Here is a 21,509-nt window from a genome sequence, read left to right on the forward strand (position 1 = left end):
AATCCATGTCTGTGCAGGTCTGTATCATGGGTGCCGGCCCGGTTGGCGGTACGCTGGCCTGTCGCCTGGCCAGCGCCGGTGTCAGCGTCGCGTTGATCGACCAGGCGGTGCTGCCGCCGATGGAGAACCCGGCGTTCGACGGCCGAGCCTATGCGATCGCGGCAGGGTCGCGGACGCTGCTGGAAGACGCGGGACTGTGGGACGTCCTTGATGTCCCGCCGAACCCGATCCTCGATATTCGGGTCAGCGATGGGCGGATCGGCCGGCCGCCGTCTCGGCTGCATCTGCATTTCGATCACCGGGAAGCGGGCGGCGACCCGCGGCCGTTCGGATGGATGGTCGAGGCCCGGTCGCTGCGCAAGGCGCTGAATGCTCGTTTCCCTGCGCAAGCGGGATTGCATCTGTTCGCGCCGGCCAAGGCCGCCGTCGAGCGGTCGGATGATGGTGCCCTGGTTCGCATCGAGGATGGGCCGGTGATCGCGTGCCAGCTTGTTGTCGCGGCCGAGGGTCGCAACTCGCCGTTGCGGGAACAGGCGGGCATTCCGGTCACGCGGATTCCTTACGGTCAGACCGCGATCGTCTGTGCCGTTTCGCATGAGTATCCGCATCACGGCCTCGCGCTGGAGCATTTTCTGCCCGCTGGTCCGTTCGCCGCTCTGCCGATGGGGCCAAGCGCCGATGCCGAACCCGGCGGTGCGCCGCACGTGTCGGCCATCGTATGGACGGAACGGACGAAAGACGCGGCGGCCTTCATGGCTTTGGACGACGGGCGGTTCGCGCGGGAAGCAGCCCGCCGGCTTGGGCCGCACCTGGGTGCAATCCGCGCGGTCGGCCGGCGATGGAGCTACAATCTGTCAGCGATGATCGCGCATCGGTACGCCGATACGAGGCTGGCGCTGGCCGGTGATGCCGCACACGGGATTCACCCGATCGCGGGGCAGGGCCTAAATCTGGGCTTTCGCGACGGGATCGCGCTGGCTGATTTGATCGTCGAGGCCGTTCGGAACAACGCGGATGTCGGCGGCAAAGCCTTGCTGACGCAGTATCAGCGCATGCGGCAACCCGACAATCTGCTGATGTTCGCGATGACCGATGGGATTGACCGCCTATTCAGCACGGACCGCCGTATGGTCCGCGCCGTTCGGGATCTGGGCATCAACGCGGTCGATCGCCTGGGTCCCATGAAGCGCATGTTCATGCGCCGGGCGATGGGTGTGACGGCGCCGCCGGGGTCGTAGCAGGCTGGTTACCGACGCCGGCGGGCTTACCCCTGGCGCTCCACGATCAACTGCTTGATGGTGCCGATCGCCTTGGCCGGGTTCAGGCCCTTGGGGCACGTATCGGTGCAGTTCATGATGGTATGGCAGCGGTACAGCTTGAACGGATCCTCCAGTTCATCCAAACGCTGACCGGTCGCCTCATCGCGTGAGTCGGCGATCCAGCGATAGGCGGCCAGCAGGACGGCCGGGCCCAGATAGCGGTCGCCGTTCCACCAGTAGCTAGGGCAGGAGGTCGAGCAGCAGAAGCACAATATGCACTCCCACATGCCATCCAGCTTGGCGCGCTCTTCCTTACTTTGCAGCCGCTCGCCGTCAGGTGGCGCCGGCGAATCCGCCTGCATCCAAGGCTTGATCGAGCTATATTGCGCGTAGGCCTGGGACAGGTCGGGCACCAGGTCCTTCACCACCGGCATGTGCGGCAGCGGGCTGATCTTGACCGCACCCTTCACGTCCTCGATCGGCTTGAGGCAGGCCAGGGTATTGCCGCCGTCGATGTTCATCGCGCACGACCCGCAAATGCCCTCGCGGCAGGAGCGACGGAAGGTCAGGGTCGGATCGATCTCGTTCTTGATCTTGATCAGGGCGTCCAGGACCATGGGGCCGCAGGCGTCGAGGTCGATCTCATACGTGTCGGTGCTGGGGTTTTTGCCGTCGTCGGGGTTCCAGCGATAGATCTTGAAATCCCGAACGCGCTTGGTCCCGGCCGGCGCCTTGAAGGTCTGGCCCTGGCCGATGCGGCTGTTCAGGGGAAGATTGAAAGCAACCATCGTCGTGTGATCCTAAGGAATGGCGACAGAAAACCGACCTAGTAAACCCGCTTCTTCGGCGGGAAGACCGAGACCTCATTGGTCATCGTTTGCATCTTCACCGGACGGTAATCGAGCCGCGTGTCGCCGTTGTCGCCGCACCACGCCAGGGTGTGCTTCATCCAGTTCTGATCGTCGCGATCCGGATAATCGTCGTGCGCGTGGGCGCCGCGGCTTTCCAGGCGGGCCTCGGCGCCGACCATGGTGGTCATCGCGTTGCCCATCAGGTTGTGCAGTTCCAGCGCCTCCATCAGGTCGCTGTTCCACACCAGGCTGCGGTCGGAGACGGACATGTCGCTCATCCCGCTCCAGATGTTTTTCATCTTGCCGACGCCTTCTTCCATGCTCTTGGCGGTGCGGAACACCGCGGCGTGGGCCTGCATGGCGCGCTGCATGGTCAGGCGCAGTTCGGCGACCTTGGTGCTGCCCTTGGCGTGACGGGCACGGTCGAAACGGTCCAGCGAGGATTCGCCGGCTTTCGCGGGCAGCGGGGCCTGGCGGGCGCCGGGCTTGATCGTCTCGGTGGCGCGATGGGCGGCGGCGCGGCCGAACACCACCAGATCGAGCAGGGAGTTGGTGCCCAGGCGGTTGGCACCGTGGACCGAAACGCAGGCGGCTTCACCCACCGCCATCAGGCCGGGGACCACCGCGTCGGGGTTGTCCTTGGTCGGGCGCAGGACTTCCGTATGCACGTTGGTGGGGACGCCGCCCATGTTGTAGTGCACGGTGGGCAGGACGGGGATCGGCTCCTTCGTCACGTCGACGCCGGCAAACACTTTCGCGGTTTCCGAAATGCCGGGCAGGCGCTCGTGCAACAGGGCAGCACCGAGATGCTCCAGATGGAGCATGATGTGGTCCTTCTGCGGACCGCAGCCCCGGCCCTCATTGATTTCCATGGTCATGGAGCGGGACACGACGTCGCGGCTGGCCAGGTCCTTGGCGGTGGGGGCGTAGCGCTCCATGAAACGTTCGCCCTCGGCGTTGGTCAGGTAGCCGCCTTCGCCACGCGCACCCTCGGTAATCAGGCAGCCGGCGGGGAAAATGCCGGTGGGATGGAACTGGACGAATTCCATGTCCTGGGCAGGCAGGCCGGCACGCAGCACCATGCCGGTACCATCACCTGTGCAGGTATGCGCCGACGTGCAGGACAAATAGGCTCGGCCGTAACCACCGGTCGCCAATACAACTGTCTGGGCACGGAAGCGGTGGATGGTGCCGTCTTCCAGGTTCCAGGCCATGACCCCGCGGCAGGCGCCTTCTTCGTCCATGATCAGGTCGAGGGCGAAATACTCGACGAAGAACTCCGCGTCGTGCTTCAGGCTTTGCTGATACAGCGTATGCAGGATGGCATGGCCGGTGCGGTCGGCGGCGGCGCAGGCGCGCATCGCCGGTTCCTTGCCGTATTCCTTCATGTGGCCGCCGAACGGACGCTGGTAGATACGGCCGTCCTCCGTCCGGCTGAACGGCACGCCGTAATGTTCCAGTTCGTAGACGGCGGGAATGGCCTCCCGGCACATGTATTCGATGGCGTCCTGGTCGCCCAGCCAGTCGGACCCCTTGACGGTGTCGTACATGTGCCAGCGCCAGTCGTCCTCACCCATGTTGCCGAGCGCGGCGCCGATGCCGCCCTGGGCGGCGACGGTGTGGCTGCGGGTGGGAAAAACCTTGGTGATGCAGGCGGTTTTCAGTCCGGCGGCGCCCATGCCGAAAGTGGCGCGCAAGCCGGATCCGCCAGCACCGACCACCACGACGTCGTAGGTATGGTCCACGATGTTGTAGGCGCGGGAGGACGGCATCGTGATCGCGTTCATCGAGTTTTCCTCAGGGCTCTTACAGCCCGATTTTCAGCACGGAGACGATACAGACCAGGGCGAGCAGGATGCAGAGTGCCTTCACCACCAGCACGGCGGTCAGCTTGGCGCGTTCGTCATGCACGTAGTCTTCGATCACCACCTGCACACCCAGTTGCAGATGGTGAAATGTCGCGACGATCAGCGCCAGCATCAAGCCCATCGTCAGCGGGGATGACAGCCATTCGATAACCGCCTGATGGGTCGCGCCAGCCAGGTGGATCACCGAGAAGATGAACCACAGTGTCAGCGGCACCAGCGCAATCGCGGTCAGGCGCTGCATCCACCAATGATGCGACCCCGCTCGGGCTGATCCCAGGCCGCGCGCGCGGCCCAGCGGCGAGCGCAGCATATCGATATGCGGTGTTCCAGACATGTCAGCCCCTCACCAAACCACCAGGCCAACGACCCAGACCAGCACCGTGCAGACCACGGTTGCGATCACGACGCCCCAGCCCGAGGTGTTGTAGGTCGGTGCCTCGAACCCGATTCCGCTGTCCCAGACCAGATGGCGGATGCCACTGAAGAAATGGAAGATCAGCGCCAGCGACCAGCCGAACAGCAGCAGCAGTCCGACGGCCGATCCCAGGAACCACTGGGCGCGGTCGAACGCCTCATCCGGACCGGCAGCGGAGACCAGCCACCAGGTCAGCAGCAGCGTGCCGACGCCAAGGGCGCAACCGGTGACGCGATGCAGGATCGACAGCGCCATGCTGATCGGCCAACGATAGACCTGAAGGTGCGGCGACAGCGGGCGTCGCACCAGTTTGCCTTCAGAGTTCCGCGCGGTCATCAGCGCGTCGCGTACGTCTCTCACGCATCGCTCCCGTTCTGTCGGCGCCCATGTCGAGCATGACGGCGGCGCCGAACCATCAGGGGTGATTAGCGTTGCGGGATGAAAGGGTCAACGCGGCGGCAGGATGCGGTCGAGCGATTGACGCGCAAGGGAGACCGCGCGTTCAAGCATGGCGGGACCTCGGGTGACGCCTTCCAGCGCGATGATGTGGATATCGCGGAGTCCGATCGTGTTCAGGATGGTGGTGAGGTAGGGCGTCAGGAAGTCGGGTTGCGCCGGCGTGCCGGTCGGCGACGGGCCGCTGAACCAGCCGCCGGATGCGATGAGGATATAGACCGGGCGGTCCTGCAATGTGCCCACCTTGCCGGCCGGGGTGCTTTTGAAGGTGCGGTGAATGCGCACGATCTGGTCGATCCAGGCCTTCAGAACGGCGGGTACGGTAAAATTATGCATGGGCGTTGCGATCACCAGCGCGTCGGCGTCTTCCAGTTCGCGGATCAGGGTTTCGGACTGGGTGAAGGCTTCGGGTGGGCTGGCCGGGTCGAGAATGGCGTTGCTGAATGCGGCGTCGACGACCGTTGGCGGGTTGGCGGCCAGGTCTCGGTTGTGGATCCTGGCGGTAGGGTGATGCTGGTGCAGACGCGTCAGGAATTCCTCGGCGAAGTCCAGGCTGTGGGATGCTGATCCGCGTGGACTGCATGAGATGTAGAGGATTGTTTGCATCGGTCAGTCCAATTGCTTGCTGAAGCGCAGTGATGACGGCAGCATTCCGTAGCGGAAATAGAAGCGTTGCCCGAGCAGATTGTCCAATCCGGTGTCGAGGGTGAGGCGAAGGATGCCTTCGTCCCTGGCTATTTTCGCCACCCCGTCCAGCAGGCGGGCGCCCAGGCCGTTGCGGCGTTCCGATTCCGCGACGACAAGGTCATCGACGTAGCAGAAGCGCCCGCGGATCAGGTTTTCCTGCATACGATAGCCGGCGGCGCCGATCACCGCCTGATCGCGCCAGGCGGCGAGCAAGCGGTAGCCTTGGGCGATCTGGACCTGGACGCGGGCGGCCAGTTCGGGGGCGCCGGTCAGGTGGGGCCGCAGGGCCTGCATCACCGGGAAGCAGGCCGCGAGGTCGGCCGGGGTCTCGGCCGGACGGATGTCGATAGTCATGCGGCCTTGCCCTGCAGATGGAAGCCGCCGCCGATCGCGACGCGATTCCACAGATTGATCAGGCCGATCAGCACCGTGATGTTGGCAGCTTCGGTGTCGGAGAACAGTTCGTGCAGGCGGTCGTAGGCTGCGGTGGATGCGTGATCGATCGGCAGCCGCGTCAGATGCTCGGTCCAGGCCAGGGCGGCGCGTTCGCGTTCGGTGTAGAAAGGAGCCTCCCGCCACGCGTTCAACAGATACAGGCGCTGCTCGGTTTCGCCGTTCTTTCGGGCGTCTTTCGTGTGCATGTCGATGCAGAAGGCGCAGCCGTTGATTTGCGACGCGCGCAGCTTGATCAGTTCGATCAGCGATTTGTCCAGGCCGCAACCGCGCATGTAGGCTTCAACCTCCCTGATGGCGCGATAGGCATCGGGAACGATTTCGGGCAGGGATTTAGGCATGACGGAGAGTCCTTCGTTTATGGCTCGCCGAGAGGACATCTTTGGTGGCATAGCGTGAAGGGCCAGAAAACGACGAATCGACTGGACCATGACGCTTAGCATCACGCTCGATACGACCGAGGAAGACCCGCTGTTCCTGCAAATCGCGACGCGGGTGCGTTCGGCGATCACCGCGGGTCATTTGCTGCCGGGCGCACGGCTTCCGTCATCCCGAGCACTGGCCGCGCAACTTGCCATCGCGCGGGGGACCGTGGATGCCGCCTATGCGCTGCTGGCGGGCGAAGGGGCGATTGAGACTCGCCGTTCGGCCGGAACGATCGTGTCGGGACAGATTGGCCGGCGGATCGAGGTGGCGGAGCAATCGCCGCTGGAGTTTCCGTCCGCACCGGCCGCCGTCTGCGCCGAACCACTGCCGTTCCAGATGGGACTGCCGGCTTTGGATGCTTTTCCGCGAAAACTCTGGTCCAATCTGACGGTTCGGGCGGCCCGGTCGATGCAGCCGGCGGACCTGGCGGACGTTGACCCCGCCGGCTTGCCCGACCTGCGTCAGGCGGTCGCCGCCTATCTGGGGGTCGCGCGCGGTATCAAATGCAAGCCGGATCAGGTGCTGATCACCGCGGGCTATCAGGGCGCGTTCGCGCTGGTGCGCACTGTGCTGATCCGTCCGGGAGACCCGGTCTGGATGGAAGATCCGGGCTATCACATGACGCGCATGGCCCTGGAAACCGCCGGCGCCCGGGTCGTGCCGGTACGGGTGGACGCCGAAGGGTTGCGCGTGGCCGCCGGCATTAACGCAGCGCCCAAGGCGAGGCTCGCGGTCGTGACGCCGACCCATCAGTGTCCGACCGGGGTGGCGTTGTCGTTGCCGCGGCGGCTGGAGTTGCTGACCTGGGCGGCGGAAGCCGGGTCGTGGATCGTCGAGGACGATTACGACAGCGAATTCCGCTACGTCGGCCGGCCGTTGCCGTCACTGAAGAGCCTGGATCGCGGACAGCGCGTGCTATACGCCGGCAGCTTCAGCAAAGTCCTGTTTCCGGCGTTGCGCCTGGGCTACCTGATCGTTCCGCCTGAGTTGCAGACCGTGTTCCTGCGGGCATCCAGGCTGTTGACGTCGGGGCTGCCGATGCTGGAGCAGAAGGCCGTCGCCGCGTTCATGCGAAACGGCCACTTCGCGCGTCATATCCGGCGGATGCGAATACTCTACGGCGAACGCCGCCGCTGCCTGGCAACCGCCTTGCAAGCGGCGTTTGCAGACCGGGTCACGGTCGAACTGGCAGCGGGCGGGATGCATCTGCTGGCACGGTTTCCCGGGGCGGACGACGACAGCGTACTGGCGAAACGCGCCGCGCTCGCCGGATTGGCCACAACCGCGCTGTCGTCGCTGACGATGGCGCATGACGCTGGGCAGGGGTTGCTGTTGGGTTTTACCAACGTCGCCACGGCCGACGCCGACGCTCTGGTGGGCCGGTTGAGGGGGGCTCTCAGGTAAACAATGAACCCACCGTCGCGCGTTCACTGCCGGCCGCAGCGACAGCGAACGACTAAACCAGTTTCGCCGCCTTCACCGCTTCCATCACGGCGTCTGCATGGCCGGTCACGCTGACTTTCCGCCACACTTTCAGCACCTTGCCGTCAGCGCCAATCAGGAACGTGCTGCGCTCCATCCCCATGTATTTCCGCCCATACATCGATTTCTCGACCCATGTGCCATAGCGATCCGCCACCGCGTGCCCCTCATCCGAGGCCAACGGAAACGTCAGCCCATACTTGGCGGCGAACTTCTCGATCGGCTTGATCTTGTCCGGTGAGGCGCCGATCACATCCAGGCCGATCTGCTCCAGGTGAGGCATGGCCTCCTGAAACGCACAGGCTTCCTTGGTACACCCGGGCGTATCGGCCTTCGGGTAGAAATACAAAATGAACGGCTTGCCTTTGTAGCCGTCCAGGCTGACCGTACGACCCCCCGTGGCCGGCATCTGGAAATCGGGAGCCGCATCACCTTCCACGAGACTCATCCGTCTGGTTTCCCCACATAATTTTCGAACAGTTTTCGAACCTGTTGCGCGATATCTTCGGACTTATGCAACAGATCGTCGGCGTCAACCGCGGATACGCCGGCTTTCGCCGCGGCAAGCAACAATGGCAGGGCCGACGCGTCAGGCAAGGATGCCACTTCGATCCGGCCGACGGTCATGCGCAGCATGCCCTGGATGGTGCGCCACAGCCGTTCGGCCTCGATCAGCAGCGCCGCATCCGGCCTGGCGATCACACCGGCATTCCGCAGCCGCTGCAGGGCGACATGCGTCGTCTGGCTGCCGCGAAAGCCCGGATCTTGCGCATGGACCAGTTGCAGGGTCTGGGCGATGAATTCGATGTCGATCAGGCCGCCGGCACGCAGTTTCACGTCCCAGGGACCGTGTGGCCGAAGATCGCGCGCCATCCGCTCCCGCATCGTCACAGCGTTGGCCCGAATGCGGTCCGGTTCCTGCTGGCGCCGGATCGCGGCCTCGATCGCCCGGGTCACCCGCCGGCGCATATCGGGCGGTCCAGCGACCACGCGCGCCCGGGTCAGGGCCATCCGCTCCCAGGTCCATGCATCCCATTCGTGATAGTGCTTGAAACCCTCCAGCGAGACGGCGAGCGGACCTTTGTTGCCGGACGGCCGCAACCGCATGTCCAGCGCATACATCTGCCCCTCCGGCCCGGGTGCCGTCAGTGCCCCGATGCAAGCCTGTACCGCTCGGACGAACCATTGGCTGGCCGGCAGGTTACGTGGCCCGCGGCTTTCGGTGACATCTTGCGGGTGATCGTAGATGAACATCAGGTCGAGGTCGGACCCCGCCATCATTTCCCGCCCGCCCGCCTTGCCCATCGCCACGACGGCGAGCGCGCCGCCCGGGACTCGTCCGAAGCGCGTCGCAAAGTCGGCCAGAACGCGGGGAACCAGGACCGACAGCGCCGCTTCGGCCAGCGCCGTTCGTTGCCGGCCGGATGCGTTGACGTCCAACCGTCCTTCCAACGTCGCGACGGACAGGAAGAAATCCCGTTCCTTCACCGCGCTCCGGACGATCTGAATCACGTCCTCTTGCCGGTCGGCATCCGTCAGGCGCGACCGCAACATGCGCTCCACATCGACCACGTCATCCGTGGTGAGCAGCCCCTCCAGCGCGCTCGGATACCGTACCAAATGTTCCGACAGCATGGGGGCAGCGCCCAGTACCGCGGCGACGCGGTCCAGTTGCCGGGGATTCCGGTGGAACAGCGACATCGGCTGCACGCCGGCCGGCAATGCGCTGATGAAGCGGTCGAACCGGTTGAAGGCCTCATCGGGGTTCGGCTGGCGTCCCAGCGTGACCAGGATCGATGGCACCATCGTCGTCATCAGGTCGCGTGCCAGGCTTGACCGCAACGCCCGTACGTGTCCGGCGAGCCAGCGGCGAACCGCCGAGACGATGCGCTTCGTGTCGTGGTAGCCCATTGCGCGCAGCGCCGCGACGGTTGGCGCCGGTTCGGGGTCGTCGCCGCGGAAATCCAGTTCGGGTCCCGCCGTCTTTGTGTCGGGCATATCGGGAACAAGCTCGAAAACGGCGCGATAGTTGGCGCGGACGATGTCCACGTGGCGCAGGAAATCGAGGGCGAATGCCTTGGCATCCGGATAGGCCATGAACCGGGCGATGCGGTTCATCTCCTCAGGCTGTTCCGGAAGGTCGTGGGTCTGGCGATCGTTCACCATCTGGATGCGATGCTCGACCTGCCGCAGGAACCGGTAGGATTCCGCCAGTTCGCAGCGGGCGGTTTCGTCCAGATGGCCGGTTTCGACCAGGCGCGCCATGGCCGGCAGTGTGGGCTTGATCCGCAGCGTCGGGTCGCGGCCGCCCCATACCATTTGCAGGGTCTGCACCAGGAATTCGATCTCCCGAATGCCGCCCTCGCCCAACTTGACGTTGTGACCGGCGATGCGGGCAGCGGGATCGTCGCTTTGGTTCAGCGCGGTGTTCCTGGCGACATCGATCCGGCGCTTCATCGCATGGATGTCGGCGACGGCGGCGAAATCCAGGCCGCGGCGCCATACGAACGGACGAATGGCCTCCAGGAAGCGATGCCCGAGCGGGAGGTCGCCGGCGATGGGACGGGCCTTGATCATGGCGGCGCGCTCCCAGTTCTGGCCCATGCTTTCGTAATAAAGCAGCGCGGCGTGAAGGGACACGGCGGGCGGGGTCGCCGCCGGGTCGGGGCGCAGCCGTAGATCGGTGCGGAATACGTAGCCGTTGGCGTCCCGAGCCTCCATCAGCGTGATCAGGTCGCGGGCCAACCGGGATGTGAACGAGCCTATGCTATCGGACGCTCGCCCGCCCGCGTAAACCGGCGCGGTACTGTCATACAGAAGGATGAGGTCGATATCGGACGAATAATTCAGCTCCGCAGCGCCCAGCTTGCCCATCGCCAGTGCGACGAATCCGCAGTTGTGCTCGGGGCGGTTGGCGTCTTGCAGGCGGATTTCGCCTGCGTCGTGCGCGGTGCGCAACAGATGACGGATTGCCAGCCGCAGCGTGGCCTCGGCCAGGTCGGACAGCGTGCCGGTCACGGTTTCCAGTGGCCAGATTCCACCAATATCCGCTATCGCGGCGATCAGGGCGGTGGCCCGCTTCGCCTGGCGGAGAGCGGCGGCGATGTCGGGGCGTTTCGCGGCGAAGGAAACTTGACCGAGACAGGACAGACCATGTGCGAACGCGGCCTCGGGACCGGTTGTCACCAGACGGTGGATGGAGTCGAATTCGCGCAGCGCCAACGCAGCGAGGTAGGGACTGTTGCCCCCTAGGCACCGCAGCATGGGCAGGACGCCCGGTGCCTTCAGCAGGCGGCTTTCGGCTTCGCCGATCGCCTCGAAGCGCTCGACGAGCCGATCCGCCGCGGCCTCGTCATAGGGAGCGGGCCAATGGCGTGGCATAAGGAAGGTGGCTGGCTTCATCGATCGAGACATCACGTGGTGGTCCGCTCTACCGGGCGGGCGATCCACCATACCTCGAAAGCGGTGCATCGGCTGTTGCTGCTGGGCATGGGGTTCCTGGTGGTGGCGAGTTGCCTGCTGGCGGGTACCGCGTGGCGCCTGGCGCAGGGACCGATCGACCTGCGCTGGCTGTCGGATCGCCTGAAATCAGCGTTCATCGATGATTCGGCGCGCTTGCGAGTCTCATTCGACGGCGTGTTCCTGGTCTGGGAAGGGTTCCACAAAGGCGTTGACTACCCGCTCGACGTCCGTCTTTCCGATATCATCATCACCGACCCGGCGGGCCACCGGATTGTCGCGGCGCCGCGTGCCCACCTTACGTTCTCGCTGGCCGGACTGCTGCTAGGCCGCGTCGTCCCGCGCGCCATCGAAGTGGACCATGCCCAGATCGCGGTCACAAGGGACGCCGACGGAGCGATCAACCTTGGGTCCGGCCTGGCTGGTGGGGCGTCGTCCGATCCAGGTGCTGTTGAACTGAACCGTCTCCGGGAACAGCTCTCCCGCCCGGCCAGCAGCGATTACGGGCGGTCCCGGGGTTTGCTGGATCAGATCCACCGCGTGCATTTTCGCGATACCGCGATGATGGTGCGGGATCGCGGGACCGGGTTGGTGGTGCGGACAGCGGACATGGACCTCGATTTGATCCGCGCCGAAAAAGGGCACGTCCGGGGTTTGGTTCGCGGCGCGCTGCGGGCTGGCGATCAGCAGGCCGGACTGACGGCGCGAGCGGATTGGGTCATCGGTTCGGGAGTCGATCTGGATATCAAGCTGACATCGTTCCGCCCGTCGGGTGTGGGCGCGCTGTCGCCCGCCCTGGCCTTCGTGGCCGGTATCGACGTGCCCGTATCGCTGACCGCGACGGTGGGGTTGGACACGAACTTCAAGCCCAATCGGATGCAGGCGGATGTTCTGCTGGGTCAAGGCCAGATCCAGGTGGCGCAAGGCAGCGTCCCGATACGCCGCGGCACCATCGCGCTGTCGGGAACACCGGATGCGATCACCATCACGAAGGGCCATTTCGACGTCGCCCACACACCGGACGGCAGTGCCGAGATCGTCGATATCGGCGGAACGATCGTTCACAAAGCGGATCGGCTGTCGGCGTCCGGAACGATCGGGTTGACCCAGATCGACATCGCCGATCTGCCTCGGCTATGGCCCCTCGGCGTCGGGGGCGGTGCTCGGCCGTGGGTCACCGAACATGTGACGGCGGGCATGGTGACGCACGGGACGGTGTCGTTCGCCATCGAATCGGATGACGCGCTGCATGACGTCGTGCTGACGAAGGCGACCGCCGACCTCGACGGCACCAACGCGACATTCACCTGGATCGACAATATCCCGCCGGTCGAGCAAACGGATGTCCACCTGCATCTGGTCGATCCGAACACGCTGGATATTCATATCACATCCGCCCATCAGCACGTCGCGAACGGGGGGGCCGACCTGCTGATCAAGGACGGCCAGATGCGGATTACCGGCCTGTCGCTGCGCGACCAGCTCGCGGTGATCCGCGCCCGGGTCGAAGGTCCGGTTGCCAGCGCGCTGGCATTGCTGAAAGAGCCTCGGCTGCATCTTCTCTCCACCCATCCGATCGCGCTGAAGACCGACACCGGGACGGTATCCGCGACGCTGGATTTCCAGTTTCCGCTGGAGAACAAGTTGCAGATCGACGACGTGCGGATTCACGCCGACGCGCATCTCGAACAGGTTCGCTTGCTGGATGTCGCGGGCGGCCAGAATCTCGATGATGGCGTGTTCGACATGAGCATCGACAAGGATGGCCTGACCCTGAAGGGACAGGGATCGGTCGCGAAGGTGCCGGTCACACTGGACGGCACGATGGACTTCAATCCGGGGCCACCCGACCAGATCGTCCAGAAGATCGCGGTCACCGGCCAGCCGACCGGGGCACAACTCGCGGCGGGCGGCTTGCCCGTCGTGGATTTCCTGGACGGACCGATCCCGTTGACCCTCGTCCTGATCGAGCGTCGCGGCGGCGACGGTTCGGTCGCGATCAATGGCGACCTGACGCTCGCGACGCTGTCGGTGCACCCCTTGGCCTGGACCAAGCCATCCGGGACCATCGCCAACGCCTCGGTGGTCTTGCTGATGGCGCATGACCGGCTGACGAAGATCGACAAGATCGCGGTGCGTGGCGAGGGGCTGCTGCTGACCGGATCGGCTGATCTCGACGATGGCCATGTTCGTAGCGTGGCGTTGGACAATATCCGCCTGGGGCAGACAAGCGGGCACGGTTCGGTCCGGTTCGCGTCGAACGGGGCGGTTTCGGTCGTGCTGCAGGGCGATCAGATCGATCTGTCCGCCAAGCTGACCGAGAAGACGTCCGGTCGCGACAAGCCTGATTCGAACCCGGTGACAACACCGGGGTGGACGCTGGACGCTCGTTTCGATCATGCGATCCTGGCGAATGGAGAGAACGCCCGAGCTGTCGCCGTAACGGCGTCCGGCGGGGGTGAACTGGTCCGCCTTCTGGATGTGGCTGGCACGATCGGGACGAGCGGCGGTTTTTCGATCGCGGCTCAGCCACGGGGAGGCACACGGCATCTCTTGGTCGATGCGAAGGATGCCGGAAGCTTCCTGCGGGCCGTGGATGCCGTTCGTGGAATGCGATCGGGTCACCTCGCGATCGATGGGAGTCTCGACAAGCCGCTTGGCCTGCAACCACTGGTCGGAACGGCGACGATCGACAATGTGGTGGTCAGGAATTCGCCTGCATTGGGGAAGCTGTTGCAGGCTATCACGCTTTATGGGTTGGTTGATGCACTGCGCGGACCCGGGATGGGGTTTTCCCATATCGTCATGCCGTTTCACTACGACGGCAACGATCTGCACGTCGATGACGCGCATGCCTACAATTCCTCGCTTGGGCTGACGGCGACGGGCCGTATTGGCTTGTCGTCCGGGCGCGTTTCGATAAGTGGCACGATCGTTCCCGCCTATTTCTTCAATTCGATGCTCGGGCAATTGCCGCTGGTCGGTAAGTTGTTCAGCCCTGAGAAAGGCGGCGGCGTTTTCGCGGCACGGTTCGGCCTTGACGGGCAGATCGACGATCCCAGCGTGTCGATCAACCCCGTCAGTGCCCTGACTCCCGGGTTTTTGCGGGGGATATTCGGTGTGTTTGATCGCAAGCCGAAGGGTGGGGATGGCGCGCAGGCGGACGGGAAGTAGACGGTCCATCCGGTGGGTCATGGACGTATGTCAGGGCTGGATTAGCGTTGCTGCCGGCTCTTGATTCGTCATGGTTCGGTTTGGACTGACCACCGGCCGGGAACGTCGCCAGACGAACGATCGAAATTCGTAATGAAGATGTGCACCTATAGTTTTAAGGACGAGCCGGGCGGAGACAGAAATGGATGTCCTGCCCGGCTCGCTTATTGTCGGACGTTGCCTAACCCCGGTTGGCGCCGGCGGCCTGGTCGAATTCCGCCGCGGTGATGCCCAGCGTTTCGGCGGCGGCGCGGATGTCGCGCCAAGTGGTGTCGTCGACCTCGATGCCCTGTTCGGTCCGCTTGGCGGCGTAACGCTTTTCCGGTTCGCCAGGGGTGAGGACCTCATCGAAGCCGGGGCCGGGGCGGGCGGATTTGACGTGGGATTTCACCGCCTGAATGTCGGCGGCGATTTTCCCCGGATCGCCGAGCTTCGAGAGGTCGATGACCGTGGCGAGCATGGAGTTCAGCACGCCGCCCTTGGCCTCGTGGAACGCGCCCTGGCCGCCGGCGACGGCGGAGGCCATGATTTCGCACATTACCGCCAAGCCTGATCCCTTGTGGGTGCCGAACGCCCGCAGCGCTCCGGTGTGGTCGCGAATGAAGCCGGTGGGGTCGTTGGTGGGGTTGCCGTCGGCATCGATCATGCAGCCATCGGTGACCGGGACGCCCTTGTTGTATGCGACTCGCGCCTTGCCGGCAGCGATGGTGGTGCTGGCCATGTCGAGCATGACCGCCGGGCCGTCGGTTCCGGGCACCGCGGCACAGAATGGGTTGGTGCCGAGGCGCGGTTCGGCGGCGCCCCAGGTGGCCTGCACATCGTGATGGTCGGCGACGTTGACGAAGGCGGTGAAGGCGCAGCCCTGCGACGCGGCGAGTTCCGCGTAGGTGCCGATGCGGCCGATATGCGAGGAATTGCGGAACGCCAGCACGCAGGCGCCTTGTTCTTTCGCACGGGCGATCGCGCGTTTGACGGCATCGGCGGCCATGCGCTGGCCGTAGCCGCGGCGGGCGTCGATCACCAGCAGGGCGCCGGCGTCGAGAACCGTCTCGGCTGTCTGATTGGGGACCAGGAGGCCGGCGTGCAGCAGGCGGACATAGGTCGGCAGCATGCCGACGCCGTGGCTGTCGTGGCCGGCGAGGTTGGCTCGGACGAGATGGTCGGCGACCTGGGCGGCTTCGCCTTCCTCGCTGCCCATGCGGCGGGCGATCAGGTGGGTGACGGCTTTCAGGGCGTGGGGCGGGAGGGTGGGCATGATGGCGAGGCCTGACGGTTGGCGGCGTTGGTCATGCCGGCGTGCGGCAAGCATCCACGCCTGTGAGTGTGATGAACGCCGGGGAGGCGTGGATGGCGGGCCTGCGCCCGCCATGACGGTTGGACTTGGTGGATGGCGGACAGGCCCGCCGTGACGGATGTGCTTGGTGGATGGCGGACAGGCCCGCCGTGACGGATGTGCTTGGTGGATGGCGGACAGGTCCGCCTCGACGGATGTGTTTACCTCGGCGACAGGACCATCACCATTTGGCGGTTTTCCATACGGGGCATTTGCTCGACCTTGGAGGTCGTGTCCATTTCCGCGCGGATACGTTCCAGCACGCGCACGCCGATGTCCTGGTGCGCCATTTCGCGGCCACGGAAGCGCAGTGTCACCTTGACCTTGTCGCCTTCCTCGATGAACGACTTCATGGCGCGCATCTTCACCTGATAGTCGTTTTCATCGATGTTCGGACGAACCTTGATCTCTTTGATTTCGATGACTTTTTGCTTCTTCTTGGCCTCGTTCTTCTTCTTCTGCTGTTCGTATTTGAATTTGCCGAAGTCCAGGATCTTGCAGACCGGCGGATCGGCGTTGGGGCTGATCTCCACCAAGTCGAGGCCAACGGCGAAGGCGCGTTGCATCGCTTCCCGCACTGTCAGCACGCCCTGCATTTCACCGTCCTGATCGATCAGGCGAACCTGCGGGATTCGGATTTCCTCATTTACGCGGGGGCCGTCGCGGGTTGGCGGGGCGGCCATTGGTCCTCTGGCTATCGTTCTCTCCTGTCTCTGTTACGACGATGGTGCCGCCGCGAAAGCGCGGATGCCGGCGACCGTTTAGCAGTGTGGGCGAAAGAGGGGCTTAAAATCAAGCCATCTTGCCTGGAATCAGGCCGTGATCGCCTGCGTTTGGATCAACGCTCCGGTGCGGTCACGGTCTAACCCCGTGTTTAGTCGGATGATTCACGCCGTCTGGCGACCAGGCTGTAGATCGGGTGGCGTGGCTTCCGATGCAAGCCGAACGACCGCTTCATCCAGCGGCAGCACTTCCTGTGCCTGGCTGCCCAGTCGTCGCAACGCCACGGTGCGGGTTTCCGCCTCTTTCCGGCCGACGACCGCGAGTACCGGAACATGCGCCAGGCTGTGTTCTCGCACCTTGGCGTTGATCTTCTGGTTGGTCAGGTCGGTGTTCACCGACAGACCCGCTCGGGCGAAGGCGGCCGCGACTTCGTTGGCATAGTCGTCGGCGTCGGAGACGATGGTCGCCACGACGGCCTGCACCGGCGCCAGCCACAGCGGGAAGCGGCCGGCGTACTGCTCGATCAGGATACCCAGGAACCGTTCGAAACTGCCCAGGATGGCCCGGTGCAGCATGATCGGGCGGTGGCGGGCGCCGTCTTCGCCGACATATTCGGCGTCCAGGCGTTCGGGCAGGTTCGGATCGACCTGCAACGTGCCGCACTGCCAGTCGCGGCCGATGGCGTCGCGCAGGACGAATTCCAGTTTCGGGCCATAGAAGGCGCCCTCGCCCGGGTTCAGTTCGTATTCGACGCCGGCAATGGCGCAGGCCTCACGCAGGGCGCCTTCCGCATGGTCCCAATCGGCATCGCTGCCGATGCGCGCTTCCGGGCGATCGGCGAACTTGATGCGGAAGTCCGGAAAGCCGAAGTCGCGGTAGACGGTGGAGAGCAGTTCCACGAAGCGGGCGGTTTCGACGGCGATCTGGTCTTCGGTGCAGAAGATGTGGGCGTCATCTTGGGTAAACGCCCGCACCCGCATGATGCCATGCAGCGCGCCGGACGGTTCGTAGCGGTGGCATGACCCGAACTCCGCCATGCGCAAGGGCAGTTCACGGTAGGACCGCATACCGTGGCGAAAAATCTGCACGTGGCAGGGGCAGTTCATCGGCTTCAGGGCGAGGAATTTGTCCTCCTCTTCCACCTGGGCGATGAACATGTTCTGGCGGTAATTGTCCCAGTGCCCGGATTTCTCCCACAGCGAGCGGTCGACGAGTTGCGGGGTTTTGACCTCCTGGTAGCCGGCGGCGTCGAGGCGGCGGCGCAGATAGGCCTCCACCGTGCGGTAGAGCTTCCAGCCCTTGGGATGCCAGAAGATCGAGCCGACCGCCTCTTCCTGGATATGGAACAGGTCCATTTCCTTGCCGATCTTGCGGTGGTCGCGGCGTTCGGCTTCTTCGAGCTGGTGCAGGTAGGCGTCGAGTTCCTTCTGGTCGCGCCAGGCGGTGCCGTAGATGCGCGACAGCATGGCGTTGCGGTGATCGCCCCGCCAATAGGCGCCGGCGACCTTCATCAGCTTGAACGCGCCGCCGACATCGGCGGTGGAGCGCATGTGCGGGCCGCGGCACAGGTCGACCCAATCGCCCTGGCTGTAGAGGCTGATGGTTTCCGTCGCCGGCAGGTCCTGGATCAGTTGGGCTTTGTATTTCTCGCCCTTGGCCTGGAAGAAGGCGATGGCTTCGTCGCGATCGATCTCCCGCCGGACGAACGGAGCGCCCTTGGCGACGATCTCGCGCATCTTGGCTTCGATGGCGGCGAAGTCGTCGGGGGTGAACGGCTCATTGCGGGCAAAATCGTAGTAGAAGCCGTTCTCGATCGACGGGCCGATGGTGACCTGGGTGCCGGGATAGAGGGTCTGCACCGCCTCGGCCAGCACGTGGGCGGCGTCGTGACGGATCATTTCCAGCGCGTCGGGATCGCGGCGGGTGATGAAGACGATGGCGGCGTCGTGGTCGATCAGCGTGCTGAGATCGACGGTCTTGCCGTCCAGCTTCATCGCCAGGGCGGCGCGGGCGAGGCCGGGACCGATCGCCTCGGCCACCGTGGTGCCCGTCACCGGCACGTCGAACTGGCGTTCGGAGCCGTCGGGCAATGTGATGGCAGGCATGGGCGTGGGTCCTGATGGTTGGCAAGGCGCTGTCTATGGCGTCAAGCCAGGGGTAGAGGCAAGAGGCCGTGGTGCGGGAAGGCCGTTAATCGACGGTGATACTGCCGATCATGCCGTCCCAGTCGTGGTCGGCGCAGGTGAGGTCATAGGGCCCCTTGGGCGGGGCGACCAGCAGGATGTGGACGGATTTGCCGGCCTGCACCACGATGTCGGTACCACCATTCGCCAGCAGATGCTTGTCCTTGATCGTGGCGGCTTTCAGGAACATCGGGGCGGTGAATTCGTGCATCTCCTTGCCGTGGTTTTCCAGCAGCAGGTCGTAGGTTTTGCCGGCGTGGAAGACCAGGTGATCGGGCTCGAAGCGGTTGTCGACCATCACGACGGTCATCTTTTCCGGATCGGCCCATCGATTGGCGGCGTGGGCGGCCAGGGGCAGCAGCAGGGCCAAGGCGAGCGGGATGGTTTTGGTCATCCCGCCCATGTTGGTCAGGTTTCGGCGACCGCAAGGGCGGTGGCGCTTCAGCGCGTGGCGCCTGGACCGGCATTGAAGGCCGGCATCACCTCTTTCGCGAACCGCTCGACCTGTTCCAGCCACACCGACAACGGCGTGCCCAGGGGCAGGGTGACGGTGACGCGGGACAGGCCGGGATAGGCGGCCTCGATCTTCTTCAGGCTCTCGATGATGTCGGCCGGCGTGCCGGTCAGGAAGCCACCGGCTTTCACCGCGTCCTCGACCCGCGGCAGCTTGGTGTTCACCGCCAGCTTTGGGTCGCGCATCGCGGCGATCTGTTCGTCGGTCAGCGCTTTGACCAGGCGCAGTTCGCCGAACATCTTCATGTTCTCTTCATAGTATTTGCCGGCTTCGCGGATGCCTGCCTCGACGCTGTCGGCGATGAAGAACTGGAAGCCGATGGCGAGGCGCTCGCCGAGTTCCACGTGCTTGCCGATGCGGGCATGCGCCGCCTGGAAATCGACCATGACCTTGTGGACGATGCCGCCTTCGGCCGAACCGCCGCCGATGACGCCCTGAATGCCGTGCTTGGCCATGAAGTCCAGCGCACGTTGCGAGCCGCCCTGGATCGGCTGCCAGCATTCCACCGGCAGGCGTTCGGGGCGGGGAACCAGGGTGAGTTCCTTCAGGGTGTAGCCGCGATAGGGGACTTCCGGCGGCAACGTGTAGTGCTTGCCCTTATGCGACCACGACTCTTCGTTGAACGATTTGAAGATGATGTCGACCTGCTCTTCGAACAGTTCGCGGTTGGCTTCCTGGTTCAACAGCGGGGCGCCGAAGGTTTCCACCTCCCGCGTGTGGTAGCCGCGGCCGACGCCGAACACCACGCGGCCGTGCGACAGGATGTCGGCCATGGCGTAGTCTTCGGCCAGGCGCAGCGGGTGCCACATCGGGGTGATGTTGAAGCCGCAACCGAGCTTCAGGTTTTTCGTCAGGTGCGTCAGGTGCAGCGCCATCATCAGGACATTGGGGATGCACTCGGTGCCTTCCGGCTGGAAGTGGTGCTCCGCCATCCAGAAGGTGCCGTAACCAAGGCGATCGAGCGCCTGGGCAGTCGTTTCCGCCTTGTGCAGGGCGGTCGCGAGCTGCTCGTTCGGGTAGCGGCGGTCGTTGACCGGGGTGCCGGCATAACCGACGTTCTCCAGATCGATATGGCCCGCGTAGGTGCTGTCGAATTGCCTGATCACGGCGTTGCCTTCCCTGGGATTGCTGCCGTCAGCGTAGTCCCGTTCAGGAAACCGTCAAATTCGGCCGACACCTATCCCTTGAACACCGAATCCACGTCCAACATGCCGCGCTGCTTTCGATCCAGTGGGTAATGCGCGCTGACATAGAAGCCTTGGTCGTCGAACGCCATGACGCGGGTCCGGTTCGGATGGTGACGAAACCAGAACGGCGTGGTGTTGGTGGGGTGATAATGCGTCACGCACGACAGCCGGCTGGTATCTTCCGGCAGTGTGCGCGGGTGGCTGCGATGCACCAGGTCGGCGGTCCAGAAGAACACGTCCCCCTTCCTGGCGAGGAAGCGTTCGTAGGCCATGCCCTCGCGCCGGCAGGCGGCATCCAGTTCGGCGATGTACAGGTCCTGGTCGTCGGCCGCGAAATTCATCCGTTTCGACCCGTCATTGAAAAGATAGTGCGGCAGCCTGTGGCTTTTGTCGTAGAATGCGAGTTCGCCGCTGCCTTCCACGACGTCCTCCAGCGCGATCCAGGTCGCGGCCATCAGCATCGGATCCTCGACGGCGACAACCGAGGTGTCCTGGTGAACACGGTGTCCATTACTTCTTTGGAACAGCAATTGCTGGCAGGCCACGGGCTTCGTATCGAACACCAACGACAGGAAGCGGCAGATGCGTGGATGGAAGCAAACCTTCCGTGAGGATTCAAAGTTGACGTAAAGATCGAACAGACTTTCATACCGGTCGGGCGTGGTGCCCGACGGCCGGTTGGGCAAGCCACGACGATGATCCGTGATCAGGAATTTGCCCGGATATTTGTGATGATTATGTATGTCGGAAGCGAATCGATCGATCAACTCAGGCTCGATCGCGGCGCGCCACACCAGCCATCCGTGCTCGATAAAATGGGCGAGGTCGTCACGTTCCGCGGCGGTGATTTCACCAGCCTCGAACAAACCGGCGACCCGCTGTGCCGCGTAGGGTGTGTCGGTCCACAGCGTCTTCATATTCAGGCCGTTTCCTGGCTCCGCCCACATGACCGTCTCGCCCGTTGTGTTGCCGCATGGATAAATCCTTGACCCCCGCTTTT

The 21,509-nt window shown here is 64.4% G+C and carries 18 protein-coding genes; 3 read left to right on the forward strand and 15 right to left on the reverse strand.

Annotated features, from left to right (window positions below):
* Window positions 1-5: 5 nt before the first annotated feature.
* Window positions 6-1,238: a UbiH/UbiF/VisC/COQ6 family ubiquinone biosynthesis hydroxylase gene (locus tag GSQ89_RS17280; RefSeq protein ID WP_254073248.1), complete on the forward strand. Its 1,233-nt coding sequence runs from the start codon at window positions 6-8 to the stop codon at window positions 1,236-1,238.
* Between the two features lie 26 nt (window positions 1,239-1,264).
* Here GSQ89_RS17280 and GSQ89_RS17285 read toward each other — a convergent pair whose 3' ends face one another.
* From GSQ89_RS17285 to GSQ89_RS17315, 7 genes are all read right to left on the reverse strand, one after another.
* Window positions 1,265-2,047: a succinate dehydrogenase iron-sulfur subunit gene (locus tag GSQ89_RS17285; RefSeq protein WP_158927424.1), complete on the reverse strand. Its 783-nt coding sequence runs from the start codon at window positions 2,045-2,047 to the stop codon at window positions 1,265-1,267.
* A gap of 38 nt (window positions 2,048-2,085) precedes the next feature.
* Window positions 2,086-3,897 carry a succinate dehydrogenase flavoprotein subunit gene (sdhA, locus tag GSQ89_RS17290; protein ID WP_158927426.1) on the reverse strand — a complete coding sequence of 604 codons (1,812 nt, stop codon included), beginning with the start codon at window positions 3,895-3,897 and terminating at the stop codon, window positions 2,086-2,088.
* Between the two features lie 19 nt (window positions 3,898-3,916).
* On the reverse strand, window positions 3,917-4,312 hold the full coding sequence (gene sdhD, locus GSQ89_RS17295) for a succinate dehydrogenase, hydrophobic membrane anchor protein (protein WP_158927429.1): 396 nt from the start codon (window positions 4,310-4,312) through the stop codon (window positions 3,917-3,919).
* 9 nt (window positions 4,313-4,321) lie between these two features.
* On the reverse strand, window positions 4,322-4,753 hold the full coding sequence (gene sdhC, locus GSQ89_RS17300) for a succinate dehydrogenase, cytochrome b556 subunit (RefSeq protein ID WP_254073249.1): 432 nt from the start codon (window positions 4,751-4,753) through the stop codon (window positions 4,322-4,324).
* Window positions 4,754-4,840: 87 nt separating this feature from the next.
* On the reverse strand, window positions 4,841-5,455 hold the full coding sequence (locus GSQ89_RS17305; RefSeq protein WP_158927431.1) for an FMN-dependent NADH-azoreductase: 615 nt from the start codon (window positions 5,453-5,455) through the stop codon (window positions 4,841-4,843).
* A 3-nt stretch (window positions 5,456-5,458) separates the two neighbouring features.
* Entirely contained in the window at window positions 5,459-5,890 is a 432-nt protein-coding gene (locus tag GSQ89_RS17310) for a GNAT family N-acetyltransferase (RefSeq protein ID WP_158927433.1), read from the reverse strand.
* Complete coding sequence (locus GSQ89_RS17315; RefSeq protein WP_216856220.1) at window positions 5,887-6,330, reverse strand: carboxymuconolactone decarboxylase family protein; 444 nt, start codon at window positions 6,328-6,330, stop codon at window positions 5,887-5,889. The genes GSQ89_RS17310 and GSQ89_RS17315 overlap by 4 nt, the downstream gene beginning before the upstream one ends.
* Before the next feature lie 88 nt (window positions 6,331-6,418).
* Here GSQ89_RS17315 and GSQ89_RS17320 point away from each other — a divergent pair, with 88 nt between their 5' ends.
* Window positions 6,419-7,819: a PLP-dependent aminotransferase family protein gene (locus GSQ89_RS17320; RefSeq protein ID WP_158927435.1), complete on the forward strand. Its 1,401-nt coding sequence runs from the start codon at window positions 6,419-6,421 to the stop codon at window positions 7,817-7,819.
* A 52-nt stretch (window positions 7,820-7,871) separates the two neighbouring features.
* Here GSQ89_RS17320 and bcp read toward each other — a convergent pair whose 3' ends face one another.
* Window positions 7,872-8,345 (reverse strand): thioredoxin-dependent thiol peroxidase, encoded by a 474-nt coding sequence (gene bcp, locus GSQ89_RS17325; protein ID WP_158927437.1) that lies wholly within the window; start codon window positions 8,343-8,345, stop codon window positions 7,872-7,874.
* On the reverse strand, window positions 8,342-11,299 hold the full coding sequence (locus tag GSQ89_RS17330; RefSeq protein WP_254073250.1) for a bifunctional [glutamine synthetase] adenylyltransferase/[glutamine synthetase]-adenylyl-L-tyrosine phosphorylase: 2,958 nt from the start codon (window positions 11,297-11,299) through the stop codon (window positions 8,342-8,344). Before GSQ89_RS17330 ends, bcp begins: the two co-directional genes overlap by 4 nt.
* An 18-nt stretch (window positions 11,300-11,317) precedes the next feature.
* On the opposite strand from GSQ89_RS17330, the gene GSQ89_RS17335 reads away from it, so the two are divergent.
* On the forward strand, window positions 11,318-14,530 hold the full coding sequence (locus GSQ89_RS17335; protein WP_158927439.1) for a DUF3971 domain-containing protein: 3,213 nt from the start codon (window positions 11,318-11,320) through the stop codon (window positions 14,528-14,530).
* Window positions 14,531-14,750: 220 nt separating this feature from the next.
* On the opposite strand, the gene GSQ89_RS17340 is transcribed toward GSQ89_RS17335, so the two are convergent.
* From GSQ89_RS17340 to GSQ89_RS17365, 6 genes are all read right to left on the reverse strand, one after another.
* Window positions 14,751-15,824, reverse strand: coding sequence for a malate/lactate/ureidoglycolate dehydrogenase (locus GSQ89_RS17340; protein ID WP_158927441.1), 1,074 nt, complete (start codon window positions 15,822-15,824; stop codon window positions 14,751-14,753).
* Between the two features lie 239 nt (window positions 15,825-16,063).
* Window positions 16,064-16,585: a translation initiation factor IF-3 gene (gene infC / locus GSQ89_RS17345; protein ID WP_158927443.1), complete on the reverse strand. Its 522-nt coding sequence runs from the start codon at window positions 16,583-16,585 to the stop codon at window positions 16,064-16,066.
* A 204-nt stretch (window positions 16,586-16,789) separates the two neighbouring features.
* Window positions 16,790-18,730, reverse strand: a complete 1,941-nt coding sequence (gene thrS, locus GSQ89_RS17350; protein ID WP_158927445.1) for a threonine--tRNA ligase — start codon at window positions 18,728-18,730, stop codon at window positions 16,790-16,792.
* Between the two features lie 85 nt (window positions 18,731-18,815).
* Window positions 18,816-19,202: a cupredoxin domain-containing protein gene (locus GSQ89_RS17355; protein WP_158927447.1), complete on the reverse strand. Its 387-nt coding sequence runs from the start codon at window positions 19,200-19,202 to the stop codon at window positions 18,816-18,818.
* Window positions 19,203-19,249: 47 nt separating this feature from the next.
* Window positions 19,250-20,428, reverse strand: coding sequence for an LLM class flavin-dependent oxidoreductase (locus tag GSQ89_RS17360; protein WP_158927449.1), 1,179 nt, complete (start codon window positions 20,426-20,428; stop codon window positions 19,250-19,252).
* Between the two features lie 71 nt (window positions 20,429-20,499).
* Window positions 20,500-21,426: a phytanoyl-CoA dioxygenase family protein gene (locus GSQ89_RS17365; RefSeq protein WP_158927451.1), complete on the reverse strand. Its 927-nt coding sequence runs from the start codon at window positions 21,424-21,426 to the stop codon at window positions 20,500-20,502.
* Window positions 21,427-21,509: the final 83 nt, after the last annotated feature.

It is taken from the genome of Acidisphaera sp. S103, assembly GCF_009765975.1.
GTDB lineage: Bacteria > Pseudomonadota > Alphaproteobacteria > Acetobacterales > Acetobacteraceae > Rhodopila.